Consider the following 12,890-nt stretch of genomic DNA (forward strand, 5'->3'; position numbering starts at 1 on the left):
ATAGCTTTTAATTAAAATCTCACATTAACATTCACAAAATAAGTAGCACCTCTACCATACCAATACCTGGAACCAAATACAGGGGTTGCTAATGCTTTATCATCTCTTAGTTGTCTAAAATTTGCATTCCGTCCATTTTCAAAACCTCCTGTTTTGTATGTTGTATTTAACAAATTATTTACACTGGCAAAAACACTTAGGTATTTGTCTTTTATTTTCCATGATTTTCCTCCAATCAAGTTAACTACCATGTAGCTATCTATTTTTTCTTGAGTTAGTAATTGCTTTGCCAATTCTGAATCATAGTCATTGAAAACTTGTCCATCAAAATCTGTATAAAAATTAGCACTACGCTGAATAGGACTTATACCTATAAATGCATTTGAGAAAAAATTTGCAGTTGCTCCAAACCACCAATAATCTGGATCTGAATACTCAAACCCTACTGAAAATGCTTGTTGTGGTCCAGTAGCTGTTTTGTAATTTTTTAAATACGTTTTTCCAAAATATTTTCTTCCAAATTCATCAGCATCTTCATCACCCACAAAATTTTCAGATGATATGTATAAATCTGGATTATTACCATAAGTATACTTACCAACTGCTGCTACGGCTTTTAACTTAAAAGTTGATGTAGCTTGATACTCCAAAGCAAATTCTCCACCTATATAATTTGTGCTAATTCCTTGCAATGCCTCTTGAATAAATGCAGTATTATCACCTCCTATTCCATCTGCATAAAAGAATGATATTTTATTAGCATCTTTAACTTGTGTATAAAAACCAGTAGCTTTTGCCTGAATTTTTGGTAAGCGTAACACATAACTAGTATCAAAACTTACTATTTTTTCTTCTGATATGTTAGGTACTATAGCATTATTTTCTCTTGAGTTTGAAAATGTATTATTGATGGTTGGTGCCTTAGTTAAGTAAGCAGCATTCATCATGAATAAATGTCGACCTGTTAACTTGTATGTAACTCCTGACTTTATTCCTAAACCAGTAAAAGCTACCTTCTCACTTTTTCCTAATGAAGTATTTATAAAACCTCCATTTTGATACAAACCCTCTCTCTGATATGAGGTTTGAGTTAAATTAATACCTATATTTACATCTAACTTATGATAATTAAACTGTGCTTGTGCAAATGCTTTAAATATATTGGAGTTTATAGTATAATTATACCTAAAAGTATCACCAGTTTTTACAATTCTATTAGGGGAAAGAACATTATTTTGAATTTGATCTGGATTGTTTTCTAAGTCTTGTGCAAAAGTGTCTACATCTAAATATCCAGTACCTCCTAACAAGTCTAAAACGTTAGCAAAATTTTGCGATTTCAGCTTTTGATACCCTAATGATCCATTAATTGTTAAATGATCATTAACCTTTGTATTCATTATTGTATTAAAAGAAAGCGTAGTGTCATCTACTCTATCTTCGTACTGAATAAACACAGCGTTCTCACCTCTTTCTGCACTATCTATATTGGTTTGGTATAATGAATTCCAATTAATTTGACCGTTACTTAAAAACTCCTGCTGTAAACCATAAGCTATCCCTAAATTATCAGGATATTCTCTAACAGCATAACTTGGTAATTTTTGATAATATGTAGGATCAGGATTCGTTCCACTTCCTTCTGGAAAACCTGAAGAAGGATTGATATCTGATCCATTAAACTCTAATCTAGAATTACCTATTTGCCCCCATTGATAAGCAAGATTGGTTTGCAAAAAAGTTTTATCGGACAAATTCCAGTAGTGATTTAAAATAATTATGGGCTCTATTACTTTATTAATTCTAGAGTTTCTAATTTCTCCATTTTGAACTCCCCAATAAGAATTATATTTAATATTCTTTAAGTCAAAAACTTCTTGTGTGTTAGAAGATGATTTCCCTCTTACATTTGGTGCAAATATTGATGTTAAACTTAGCGTATGTTTTCTATTAATTTTCTTTTCTGCTGACGCAAATACTGAATACGCATTGTAATTTGTTCCATCCACAAATCCTTCTTCTCCAACTCGTCGACTAGCAGATAGTGAAAATGCCCAATTATTTTTTAACAATCCTGAACTGTAAGTAGCCATTACCCTATGCTTATAACTCCGATTGGCACTAGCATAGGATATTCTTATTCCGGGAGCTTGATCGGACGGCCTTGTATTTATGTAAGTTGCACCTAAAACTCCACCAAACGTATATACTGAGGGAGTTAGAAAACTACTAAACTCTTGATTTCTGGTTACATCATTCAAACCATCCCAATTACTCCATTGAGGTCTGCCGTTTATCTGTTTATTCATTTCAATACCGTTAAGTAATACGGTACTGTTTTCAGAGCCTAAACCTCTTAAACTATAAAACGAACTTCCAAAATCAAAGGCAGCTGTTCTTAAATACAAATCTCGAGAAGCTTGAAGTAAACCAACAATGTTATCAGTAATTGCCGTATCATCATTTAATTCATCATCTGTAAGCGTAATAATACTAACATCTTGATTAACCTCTTCAAATAAATCAAGCATGAAAACATCTCCTAAATCAATATCTTCGTCTGAAACAATTACCGTATAATTTTGATTCTCATACCCAACTTTCGAAAAAGTGATAGTATGCTCTCCCGCTGGCAACTTTTGAAGCTTAAATTTCCCTATGTTATCGGTACTACTTGAAATAGTAGTTCCTAATACACTAACTGTAACTTCTGGTAATGGTTTTTGATTGGCATCTGATTTCACGACACCTTTTACAGTATTTTGTGCTTGTAGATGAGTAAATAACAGGAAGCACAAAACAACTGTTATAATTTTTTTCATAACAATAGTTTTTCAATTTCTTTTAGCAATTCTAACATCAAAATTACATTTTTTGACATAAAAACCTAATTTTCAGTAACAAAAATGAATTTTTATAATACTTTTGATTTTAAAAACTCTGCTATGAGAAAAGTTTTGACAATACTTTTTTTAAGTATTTATTCCTTTGTCTTTGCTCAAACTAAATACACAATAAGAACAGTTGCTTTTTATAATTTAGAAAACTTATTTGACACTATAAATGCGGTTAACTCTTTGGATGAAATGAGCCCTATATTAAAAATGAAAGGCAATAAATCTGAAGTTTACTGGGATAAAATTGATAAACTAAGCTACGTGCTATCACAAATAGGATCTGACAAAACAAAAACCAGCCCAGCTATTATTGGAGTTGCTGAAGTGGAAAATGATAGTGTACTTACTGATCTTATTAATAGCAATCATCTTAAAAATAAAAAATACGACTTTATTCATTTTAATTCTCCTGATAAAAGAGGCATTGATGTAGCCTTACTTTATCAAAAAAAGTACTTTAAACCAATACATTATCAGAAATTTAATCCTAATATATATCAAAACAACTATAAAATATATACCAGAGATATTTTATGGGTTGCTGGTTATTTAGATAATGAACTTGTTAATATTATTGTAAATCACTGGCCTTCGAGACGAGGTGGAGAAGCAACTAGTAGCCACTTAAGGCAAAAGGCTGCATATAAAGTAAACCAAATTATTAGTAGTATTAAAAGTAATGATGCCAATGCAAAAATTATAATTATGGGTGATTTTAACGATGATCCAACTAACGATAGTTTTAAAAAAGTTTTAAGAGCTAAAGCAAAAAAAAGTGGATTAAAACCGGATGATATTTATAATCCGTTCGAAGGCATGTTTAAAAAAGGAATGAATACACTTGGACATCGCGATCAAATTAATTTATTTGATCAAATCTTAACAAGTAGTTCACTGGTAAACACCAATAAAAATGACAATTACAGTAACTTTAAAATTTACAAAGCTGGTATTTTTAATAAGCAATTTTTAATTCAGCAAAAAGGTAAATTTAAAGGATATCCTTTCAGAAGTTTTAACTGGAATTCATACACTGGTGGATATAGTGATCATTTTCCTGTGTATATTTATTTAATAAAAGAAATGGACTAAAACCTAAAATCAGGTTTTAGTTTTTACAAATATCATTTATATACTTGTTTAATTTAACCTGAAAGAGGGTGCCTTTTAATAAATCTTCAATCTGTTGTAATTCTGATAACGATACTGCTAATGTTACTTTACTCAGAGGTGTTTGAAGTAAAATTGATTTACAATTAGGCCCCATATCACAGTTTTTACATTGTTTTTGAAACTTTGCTTCCGTTATTTTATCTGTAAACAATTCTAATTCTTCTTCAGAAAGATGAAAACCAATATCTCTGAAAATAATTTGAGTTAAATCTGTTTCTATATGTGTCCACTGAAAAGAAATACCTATAGCATTGTCGTAAATTTTAATAATATTTTCCATAACCTTAATTGTTATTATCTCAACAAATATAATTATTTAGAATAAATCTAAATAATTATTTAAGGTCTTTTATTTGCAGTTGTATAGATGTTTTACCATTCCATGTATTTTCATCTAAACAATAGGCTAAATCGAATTGGTTTTTTGTTAAAGAAAACTTTTCTCCTAAACCAAAACCAATACAGCCAAAAACAATATTTGGAGTTCCTTGAAAAACAGATAATTTTAAATGAGATTCATCTGCTCCAACCTTTTTTCCATATCCATTATCACGTAAACCACTTGTAACAAAAACAGGTCGCATATTCTGTGGACCAAACGGAGCCATTTGTTGAATAATTCTATAAAACTTGGGGGTTATATCAACCAAGTCTATTTCAGCATCAATAGTTATTTCAGGAGTTAACAACTCTTTGGTTATACTTCTTTTAACTACTTCTTCAAACTTCGCCTTAAAATTTAGATAGTTTTCTGGTAAAATTGTTAATCCTGCAGCATATTTATGCCCGCCAAATTGCTCAATAAATTCCGAACATTGATCTATGGCATTATATACGTCAAACCCTTTAACGGATCTTGCTGATGCTGCTAACTTATCTCCACTTTTTGTAAAAACAATAGTTGGCCTGTAATAAGTTTCTGTTAATCTAGATGCTACAATTCCTATAACACCTTTATGCCAATTTTCATCAAACACTACCGTTGTAAAAGCAGCCGTTTCATTATTACTTTCTATCTGAAGTAATGCTTCTTTTGTAATTTCCTTATCTAACTCTTTTCTGTCCGAATTATAATTTTCTATGGATGAAGCTACTTCAACAGCGGTATCAAAATCCATTTCAGTAAGTAGCTCTACAGCATGATTTCCATGCTTCATTCTTCCTGCAGCATTAATTCTTGGTGCTATAATAAAAACTACATCGGTAATTGTTAACTCTTCTTTTTTTAATTGATGTGTTAAAGCTTTTATACCATTTCTTGGACGTGAATTAATAACCTGTAAACCATGATAGGCTAACACCCTATTCTCACCAGTCATAGGTACAATATCTGCTGCTATGGCTGTAGCAACTAAATCTAAAAACGGCACTAAATCATCAATAGTTTCTCCCTTATTAATACCTAATGCTTGTAATAACTTAAAACCAACTCCACAACCACATAATTCTTTATAAGGATATTCACAATCTAATCTTTTTGGATTTAAAACTGCAACTGCATCAGGAATTTCATCTCCAGGTTTATGATGATCGCAAATTATAAAATCGATGTTTTTAGAAGATGCATAAGCTACTTTATCGATAGCTTTTATACCACAATCTAATGCAATAATTAATGTAAAGCCATTATCGTCTGCAAAATCAATCCCTTGATAAGAGACACCGTAACCTTCTTCATATCTATCCGGTATGTATGTAGCTACATTGGGGTAATATTTTTTTAAATAGGAATACACTAAAGATACTGCAGTGGTACCATCTACATCATAATCACCAAAAACTAATATATTTTCGCTGTTAGAAATAGCCTTTTCAATTCTTTCAACCGCTTTGTCCATATCTTTTAATAAATACGGATCATGCAAATCTGTTAACGACGGTCTAAAAAAATTTTTAGCTTTCTCAAAAGTTGTAATTCCTCTTTGAACTAATATGGTAGCAATTTTTTTATTCACAGATAATGAAGCTGCTAACTGTGTAACAAGCGCATCATCTGGTTTTGGTTGAAAAGTCCAACGCATGTAAAGTTATTTATTTTGAAAAATGAATATGAGTGGTAACCGTGGCAAATTTTCTAAACATTTCTAACACACCACAATATTTATCGATAGATAAATTTACAGCTTTTGTAATTTTTTCCTCATCTAAATCATTTCCAAAAAACATATAATCCACATGTACTTTATCATAATATTTTGGATGCTCTTCTGTTAAGTCAGCATTAATTTTAATTTGTAAATCATAACCAGAAACTTTCATTTTTTCTAAAATCATTACCACATCTAATCCAGAGCATCCTGCTAAAGAAGATAACATTAATGCTTTAGGAGAAGCACCAACTTCATTACCGCCTAACTCTTTAGAAGTATCCATTAAAATGGTTGCTCCGTTTGGATTATCACTTTTAAATAATCTATTATTTTTCCATTCAGTAGTTACTGTATGTGTTGCCATGTTTGCTATTTTTTTTGTTTCTTGTGATTAAATACAAATTTACTTAATTAAAACTAGAAAAAATGCCATTAGTAACTCCGTTAGATCCAAACCATGATGAAGAAACCAAGCGTTTAGCTGACTTTTATAATGAAACATTAGGCTTTTGCCCTAATTCTGTACTAACCATGCAACGCAGGCCAGAAATTTCTAAAGCTTTTATCAACTTAAACAAAGCTGTAATGGCCAATCATGGTCGTGTTACTTCTGCTTTAAAAAGAATGATTGCTTGGGTTAGTAGCAATGCTACTGGTTGTAGGTACTGCCAAGCTCATGCAATTAGGGCTGCAGAAAGATATGGAGCTGAGCAGGAAAAATTAGATAATATTTGGGAATATAAGACTCATTCTGCTTTTTCTGATGCCGAAAGAGCTGCACTTGATTTTTCATTAGCTGCTTCTGTAATTCCAAATAATGTAGATGAAAATATTAAAACCGAATTATATAAATATTGGAATGAAGGTGAAATAGTTGAAATGTTAGGTGTGATTTCGTTATTTGGATATTTAAATAGATGGAACGACAGCATGGGAACCAGTATTGAAGATGGCGCTGTAGAAAGCGGTGAGCAATACCTTGGTAAACATGGATGGAACAAGGGTAAGCATATTTAAAAAAAAAGGCTCGCAACAAAAGCGAGCCTTTTTTTATTAAGTAGAACAATTTATTGTTTTTTTAATAAATCTCTAATTTCTGCTAATAAATCTTCTTGAGAAGGTCCTTTTGGAGCTTCTGGAGCCGGTTCTTCTTTCTTCTTTAATGCATTTACGCCTTTTACCACCATAAACATTACAAATGCTACAATAATAAAATCAATAACATTGGTTAAAAACTCACCGTATAAAACAGCAACTTCACCTGCTATTTTACCTTCTGCATCGGCTACACCTTCTTTTACAACTAACTTCAAGTCTTTAAAATCAGCTTTAAAAATTAAACCTATTAACGGAGATACAATACCTCCTGTAAAAGAAGTTACAACTTGCTTAAAGGCTGCACCCATTACAAAACCAACTGCAATGTCTACAAGGTTACCCTTCATTGCAAACTCTTTAAATTCTTTTAACATTCCCATAAATATTCTTTTTTAATAGTTATTGAACTGGAAAATTAAGAAAAATTTAACGTTTTACCAATCTTTTAATTCGTTGGGATAAACCTGTTAGAATTTCATAAGGTATTGTTTCACATTTATGCGCCATGTATTCTATATGTTGCTGATGATTAAAAACAATAACCTCATCACCTTCTTTACAATCTATTTTTGTAACATCAACCATAATCATATCCATACAAACGTTTCCTATAATTGGTGCTGGCTGATTATTAATAAATACAAATCCATTTTTTTTACCTAACCTTCTGGAAATACCATCAGCATGACCAATAGGAATAGTGGCCGATTTAGTTTCTTTTGAAGCTACAAAAGCTCTATTATAACCAACAGTTTCTCCTGGTTGAATAATATGAATTTGGGAAATAATTGACTTTAAAGTATGTGTATTTTTTAGTTGTGCTGTTTCTTGTTCAGAGTTTCCAAAACCATACAACCCAACACCTACTCTTACCATATCAAATTGAGCTTTGGTATAATTTACCACACCAGATGTATTAAGTATATGAATCATCGGCTCATACCCTAAATGTTCATACATCTGCTTAACAGTGTATGCAAAATTATTAATTTGATTTACGGTAAATTCTTGCTCACTCAAATCTTCACTAGCAGCTAAATGTGAAAAAATTGATTGAACCTTAACGTTATTAGATTGCTTTAACTCTGCTATAATGGTTGGCACATCTGTATGCCAAAACCCCAATCTATTTAAGCCTGTATTAAATTTTATATGAACAGGATAATTCATTAACGGAGCTTCATCAGCATACTTTAAAAATGCATCAAAAATTTTAAAGCTATATAAATTAGGTTCTAAACCATGTTGCACTAACAATGGTATATTAGGTATTTGAGGGTGTAAAACTAAAATAGGAGTTTTAATACCTGCTTCTCTTAAAGCAATACCTTCATCTGTGTATGCAACAGCAAAATAATCTACTTTCTCTTGAACTATTTTAGCTACTTCTACAGCTTCACTCCCATATCCAAAAGCCTTTACAACAGCTAAAAATTTGGTAGTAGGCTGTAATTTTTGTTTAAAGTAATTGAGATTGTGTAATAATCCATTACTATCTATCTCTAACACCGTTACATGGTTATTCATACCTTATTCTTCTTCTTGATTATGTGTTGCCACTTTTTTCATGGCTTTAAAATAGGCTGCTCTACTTAAAGGCTCATACTCTAATGTTTCTCCAAGTAAAACTAAATCATCACTTTGCGCTTTTCTGTAGCTGTAATGAGCTAAATTACCAGTTCTGGTACAAACAGCATGTACTTTTGTAACATATTCTGCTGTTGCCATTAAAGCGGGCATTGGTCCAAAAGGCTTCCCTTTAAAATCCATGTCTAAACCAGCAACAATAACACGAATACCTCTGTTTGCTAAATCGTTACAAACGGCTACAATTTCATCATCAAAAAATTGAGCTTCATCAATACCAACAACATCAACATTGTTTGCTAACAATCTTATATTTGAAGATGCAGGCACTGGCGTAGACCTAATTCTACTATCGTTGTGAGATACTACTTCTTCGTCATCATATCTAGTATCTACGGCGGGTTTAAAAATCTCAACACGTTGCTTTGCAAATTGTGCTCTTTTTAATCGTCTGATTAATTCTTCTGTTTTACCAGAAAACATGGAGCCACAAATTACCTCTATCCACCCAAATTGTTCTGTATGATTTACTGTATTTTCAAGAAACATTTTGTAATTTTAAAGCTCGAAACATTATTTTTGTGCGCCAAATGGCAACGAGCAAATTTATTAAAATTTAACAGCATAAAATAAAAACCGTCTATAACTTATGCACAAAAAATTAGCATCAGACTTAACCAGTTTAGCACACAGTATTTTACAAATGAAAAATAAAGAAGATGTGCTTGCTCTAAAACAAAAAGCGCACGAAGTGTACGAAAAACTTGCGTTATTAGCGTATGTAGATGAATATTTAACCACTACACCCAATGCTGATGTTAGTAAGGAAGAGTTAATTGAAAAAATTACATCTGCAGAAAAAAACCAGACATTAATTTCATTAGAAAGAACAGCAAAATTAGAAGCCGAACCAATAACGGAAATTGTTACAGAAAATAACAACTTACCTATTGAAGATAATTTATTAGAGGAAGCTGCTAATGATATTTCTGAACAAGTAATTGAAGATGTAGCAGAAGAAATTATTTCTGAAGATAAAATAGAACAAACTACAGAAGAAGTTATTGAGCAACCTTTTGATGAATTAGAGAATTTACTTTTTGGGGATCCTGAAATTAAAGATGAGGCTACTTTTATTGAAGAAACTAAAAGTCCATCTACACCCACTTTAGAAGATGAATTAAAAGATACGTTATCTGTAGATGTTATGGCTGATTTATTTCAAAAAGTAGAAACGCCAAAAACAATTAATGACAAACTTCAAAATACAATTCAGATAGGTTTAAATGATAGAATTGCCTTTGTGAAAAATTTATTTGACGGAAATCAAGAAGATTTTAATCGTGTTATATCGCAATTGAATACCTTTGACAACGAAAAAGACGCGAAAAAATTTATTTCGAAAATGGTAAAACCAGATTACGATTGGAGTAGTAAAGAAGAATACGAAACGCGTTTATTAGATTATATAGAGAGAAGATTTGCGTAGGCAAATTATAAATTAAATACAAGTTCATGTTTACTACAAAAGCAAACAAAATATTTCAAGAGGTAATTAATGATTATCATATTAAAGATGACGTTTACCAATCATTCACCAATAAGTACAGTGAAAAAGACGACTTAATTGCTCATCTATTATACAGAAAATGCTGGATAGACACTGTTCAATGGCATTATGAAGATATTATTAGAGATCCAAATATTGAGCCAGTTGCTGCCTTAGATTTAAAAAGAAAAATAGATGCATCTAACCAAGACAGAACTGATATGGTTGAGTATATTGATGCTTATTTCTTAGATAAATACAAACACATAACCCCAAAAGAAAACGCTGGAATTAATACTGAAAGTCCTGCCTGGGGAATTGATCGTTTATCAATTTTAGCACTTAAAATTTACCATATGCAAGAAGAAGCAACAAGAGAAAACGCTTCTGAAAACCATAGGGTAAACTGTCAAAAAAAATTAGATGTTTTATTAGAACAAAGAGTAGATTTATCTACTGCTATTGATACTTTACTTACAGATATCGAAAACGGAGATAAATTCATGAAAGTGTACAAGCAAATGAAAATGTACAATGATGATGAGTTAAATCCAGTTCTTCGTTCTCAAAAATAACCCTTTTGAGTCACAAAAAAACAATACACATTTTAGTAATTCGTCTCTCAGCAATGGGAGACGTTGCTATGACTGTACCTGTATTAAGAGCATTACTTCAACAAAACGCTAACTTAAAAATAACGGTTGTCACTCGCGCTTTTTTTAGTCCTTTTTTCGACGAATTTGAAAACATAACTTTAATAACACCAGATTTAAAAGGAGAACATAAAGGTTTCTTTGGGATACTTCGATTATTTAAAAGTTTAAAATCCCTAAAGTTTGATGCTGTTGCAGACCTTCATAATGTATTACGCTCTAAAATACTAGTAACTTTATTTAGAATAAATGGTACGACTTGTGCGCAATTAAACAAAGGAAGAAAAGAAAAAAAATTGCTTACTAAAAATGATGTAACAAAAAAACTACACCCATTAAAAACTATGCATCAGCGTTATGCGTTAGTTTTTCATAAGCTTGGTTTATCTTTGGATTTATTAACAATAAAAACTATTCAAAAAAGAAAAGTTAGCACGCCTTTTTTTAACAAATATAAAGGCAAACCTGTAATAGGAATTGCTCCATTTGCAGCATTTAAAAGCAAATCATTACCAATTAATATTCTTGAACAAATACTCCAAAAATTAAATTTTACAGAAGTTATACTATTTGGAGGTGGTGATAAAGAAAAAGAAATTTTAGAAAAGGTTGCTAAAAAATACAGCAATGTTACCTCTATTATTCAAAAAGTAACATTTAAAGAAGAATTAGATATTATAGCTAATTTAGATGTAATGATTGCAATGGATTCTGGCAACGGCCATATTGCCGCCATGTTACAAACTCCAGTTATTACCATCTGGGGACTAACTCATCCTTATCTTGGTTTTACAGCGTTTAATCAACCAAAAACACATCAAATAACACCAGATTTAACAAAATACCCACTCATTCCAACGTCTGTTTACGGAAATAAATTTCCGGAAGAGTATCTTACATGTTTTAACACTATTAATATTGATAAAATTATCGATTTAGTAAAAAAACATACTCGTACTAAAAAAGAGTAAAAACTAAAAGTCTTCACTCTTTTTTAAACTAATCAAGTACTTGTTTTAAAGCCTCTATAGTTTTTTTACTATTACCTACAAAAATTTGATCGTTCACTACAAAAACAGGACGTTTTAAAAATGTATACTCATCTAAAATATACTGACGGTAGTCTTGTTCTTGTAACTTTTGATTTTTCAAATCCATTTCACGATACAATTTTGCTCGTTTATTAAACAACGCTTCATAACTATTTGTATAGCTATAAAGCTCTTCTAGTTGCGAAGCAGTGATAGGATTTGCCTTTATTTCTTGTTTTTCAAAACCTTCAATATTTACTTCTTTTAAAATTTTTCTACACGTGTCACAAGTTTGTAAAAAGTACACTTTCTTCATGGTAATTAAGTATCTTTAGCAACGCTAAAATACTAACAAAATGAAAACCCAGTTCAATATTCTAAGAAAAACAAGAGAATTAGTTTTAAAAAACATTGAAGGCTTAACTCATGAGCAGTTACATGTAATTCCTGAAGGCTTTAAAAACAATATTATTTGGAACATTACTCACTTAGTTGTTACGCAACAATTACTTCACTATAAATTATCAGATCTGCAATGTTTAGTTCCAGATGAATTAATTGACGCATATAGAAAAGGTACATTTCCATCAGAAACAATATCTGAGGAAGATTTTGAAGATATTAAAGAATTATTTTTAGGACTTCCTGATACTTTGGAAGAAGATTTTAATGCTAATATTTTTGAAACTTATCAAGAATATCCAACTAGTACTGGCTATGTTTTAACTGATATACAAACTGCCATTGCTTTTAACAATTTACATGAAGCGATGCATTTAGGAGTTATAATGTCATTAAAAAAGCTGGTATAA

Annotated in this window: 14 protein-coding genes; 6 read left to right on the forward strand and 8 right to left on the reverse strand. The window is 31.0% G+C overall.

Features of this window, described 5'->3' with window-relative positions; translation table 11 throughout:
- Positions 1-11: 11 nt before the first annotated feature.
- On the reverse strand, positions 12-2,822 hold the full coding sequence (locus ACFQ1U_RS11510) for a carboxypeptidase-like regulatory domain-containing protein (RefSeq protein WP_386108498.1): 2,811 nt from the start codon (positions 2,820-2,822) through the stop codon (positions 12-14).
- A gap of 123 nt (positions 2,823-2,945) precedes the next feature.
- On the opposite strand from ACFQ1U_RS11510, the gene ACFQ1U_RS11515 reads away from it, so the two are divergent.
- Positions 2,946-3,989, forward strand: a complete 1,044-nt coding sequence (locus tag ACFQ1U_RS11515; protein ID WP_386108500.1) for an endonuclease/exonuclease/phosphatase family protein — start codon at positions 2,946-2,948, stop codon at positions 3,987-3,989.
- A gap of 16 nt (positions 3,990-4,005) precedes the next feature.
- Here the strand turns inward: ACFQ1U_RS11515 and ACFQ1U_RS11520 are convergent, their stop codons facing one another.
- The 3 genes from ACFQ1U_RS11520 to ACFQ1U_RS11530 are packed head-to-tail and all read right to left on the reverse strand — an operon-like array spanning position 4,006 to position 6,524.
- A complete protein-coding gene (locus tag ACFQ1U_RS11520) occupies positions 4,006-4,350 on the reverse strand; it encodes a hypothetical protein (RefSeq protein WP_386108502.1) in 345 nt (114 codons plus the stop codon).
- A 55-nt stretch (positions 4,351-4,405) separates the two neighbouring features.
- On the reverse strand, positions 4,406-6,091 hold the full coding sequence (recJ, locus tag ACFQ1U_RS11525) for a single-stranded-DNA-specific exonuclease RecJ (RefSeq protein ID WP_386108504.1): 1,686 nt from the start codon (positions 6,089-6,091) through the stop codon (positions 4,406-4,408).
- A 10-nt stretch (positions 6,092-6,101) separates the two neighbouring features.
- On the reverse strand, positions 6,102-6,524 hold the full coding sequence (locus ACFQ1U_RS11530) for an OsmC family protein (RefSeq protein WP_386108507.1): 423 nt from the start codon (positions 6,522-6,524) through the stop codon (positions 6,102-6,104).
- Between the two features lie 62 nt (positions 6,525-6,586).
- Here ACFQ1U_RS11530 and ACFQ1U_RS11535 point away from each other — a divergent pair, with 62 nt between their 5' ends.
- Positions 6,587-7,177 (forward strand): carboxymuconolactone decarboxylase family protein, encoded by a 591-nt coding sequence (locus ACFQ1U_RS11535; protein WP_386108509.1) that lies wholly within the window; start codon positions 6,587-6,589, stop codon positions 7,175-7,177.
- 50 nt (positions 7,178-7,227) lie between these two features.
- Here the strand turns inward: ACFQ1U_RS11535 and mscL are convergent, their stop codons facing one another.
- The 3 genes from mscL to ACFQ1U_RS11550 are packed head-to-tail and all read right to left on the reverse strand — an operon-like array spanning position 7,228 to position 9,394.
- The gene (gene mscL, locus ACFQ1U_RS11540) at positions 7,228-7,632 is read right to left on the reverse strand and encodes a large-conductance mechanosensitive channel protein MscL (protein ID WP_386108849.1); all 405 of its coding nucleotides are present in this window, start codon (positions 7,630-7,632) and stop codon (positions 7,228-7,230) included.
- 52 nt (positions 7,633-7,684) lie between these two features.
- Positions 7,685-8,785 (reverse strand): alanine racemase, encoded by a 1,101-nt coding sequence (alr, locus tag ACFQ1U_RS11545; protein WP_386108511.1) that lies wholly within the window; start codon positions 8,783-8,785, stop codon positions 7,685-7,687.
- A gap of 3 nt (positions 8,786-8,788) precedes the next feature.
- Positions 8,789-9,394, reverse strand: a complete 606-nt coding sequence (locus ACFQ1U_RS11550; protein WP_386108513.1) for a thymidine kinase — start codon at positions 9,392-9,394, stop codon at positions 8,789-8,791.
- A gap of 100 nt (positions 9,395-9,494) precedes the next feature.
- On the opposite strand from ACFQ1U_RS11550, the gene ACFQ1U_RS11555 reads away from it, so the two are divergent.
- The 3 genes from ACFQ1U_RS11555 to ACFQ1U_RS11565 are packed head-to-tail and all read left to right on the forward strand — an operon-like array spanning position 9,495 to position 12,018.
- Positions 9,495-10,334 (forward strand): hypothetical protein, encoded by an 840-nt coding sequence (locus ACFQ1U_RS11555; RefSeq protein ID WP_386108515.1) that lies wholly within the window; start codon positions 9,495-9,497, stop codon positions 10,332-10,334.
- Between the two features lie 26 nt (positions 10,335-10,360).
- The gene (locus ACFQ1U_RS11560) at positions 10,361-10,969 is read left to right on the forward strand and encodes a DUF4254 domain-containing protein (protein ID WP_386108517.1); all 609 of its coding nucleotides are present in this window, start codon (positions 10,361-10,363) and stop codon (positions 10,967-10,969) included.
- Positions 10,970-10,974: 5 nt separating this feature from the next.
- Complete coding sequence (locus ACFQ1U_RS11565) at positions 10,975-12,018, forward strand: glycosyltransferase family 9 protein (RefSeq protein WP_386108519.1); 1,044 nt, start codon at positions 10,975-10,977, stop codon at positions 12,016-12,018.
- Between the two features lie 28 nt (positions 12,019-12,046).
- Here the strand turns inward: ACFQ1U_RS11565 and ACFQ1U_RS11570 are convergent, their stop codons facing one another.
- On the reverse strand, positions 12,047-12,394 hold the full coding sequence (locus tag ACFQ1U_RS11570) for an arsenate reductase family protein (RefSeq protein ID WP_386108521.1): 348 nt from the start codon (positions 12,392-12,394) through the stop codon (positions 12,047-12,049).
- Positions 12,395-12,434: 40 nt separating this feature from the next.
- Between ACFQ1U_RS11570 and ACFQ1U_RS11575 the strand changes: the two genes are divergently transcribed.
- Complete coding sequence (locus tag ACFQ1U_RS11575) at positions 12,435-12,890, forward strand: DinB family protein (protein WP_386108523.1); 456 nt, start codon at positions 12,435-12,437, stop codon at positions 12,888-12,890.

It is taken from the genome of Tenacibaculum geojense, assembly GCF_042676005.1.
GTDB classification, from domain to species: Bacteria; Bacteroidota; Bacteroidia; order Flavobacteriales; family Flavobacteriaceae; genus Polaribacter; species Polaribacter geojense.

What these genes read in the sequence shown, in the direction of transcription:
- ACFQ1U_RS11560 (WP_386108517.1), top strand. Translation starts at nt 10,361, where the DNA reads ATGTTTACTACAAAAGCAAACAAAATATTTCAAGAGGTAATTAATGAT.
- ACFQ1U_RS11575 (WP_386108523.1), top strand. Translation starts at nt 12,435, where the DNA reads ATGAAAACCCAGTTCAATATTCTAAGAAAAACAAGAGAATTAGTTTTA.
- ACFQ1U_RS11515 (WP_386108500.1), top strand. Translation starts at nt 2,946, where the DNA reads ATGAGAAAAGTTTTGACAATACTTTTTTTAAGTATTTATTCCTTTGTC.
- ACFQ1U_RS11570 (WP_386108521.1), bottom strand. Translation starts at nt 12,394, where the DNA reads ATGAAGAAAGTGTACTTTTTACAAACTTGTGACACGTGTAGAAAAATT.
- ACFQ1U_RS11535 (WP_386108509.1), top strand. Translation starts at nt 6,587, where the DNA reads ATGCCATTAGTAACTCCGTTAGATCCAAACCATGATGAAGAAACCAAG.
- ACFQ1U_RS11555 (WP_386108515.1), top strand. Translation starts at nt 9,495, where the DNA reads ATGCACAAAAAATTAGCATCAGACTTAACCAGTTTAGCACACAGTATT.
- ACFQ1U_RS11520 (WP_386108502.1), bottom strand. Translation starts at nt 4,350, where the DNA reads ATGGAAAATATTATTAAAATTTACGACAATGCTATAGGTATTTCTTTT.
- recJ (WP_386108504.1), bottom strand. Translation starts at nt 6,091, where the DNA reads ATGCGTTGGACTTTTCAACCAAAACCAGATGATGCGCTTGTTACACAG.
- mscL (WP_386108849.1), bottom strand. Translation starts at nt 7,632, where the DNA reads ATGTTAAAAGAATTTAAAGAGTTTGCAATGAAGGGTAACCTTGTAGAC.
- ACFQ1U_RS11550 (WP_386108513.1), bottom strand. Translation starts at nt 9,394, where the DNA reads ATGTTTCTTGAAAATACAGTAAATCATACAGAACAATTTGGGTGGATA.
- ACFQ1U_RS11510 (WP_386108498.1), bottom strand. Translation starts at nt 2,822, where the DNA reads ATGAAAAAAATTATAACAGTTGTTTTGTGCTTCCTGTTATTTACTCAT.
- ACFQ1U_RS11530 (WP_386108507.1), bottom strand. Translation starts at nt 6,524, where the DNA reads ATGGCAACACATACAGTAACTACTGAATGGAAAAATAATAGATTATTT.
- alr (WP_386108511.1), bottom strand. Translation starts at nt 8,785, where the DNA reads ATGAATAACCATGTAACGGTGTTAGAGATAGATAGTAATGGATTATTA.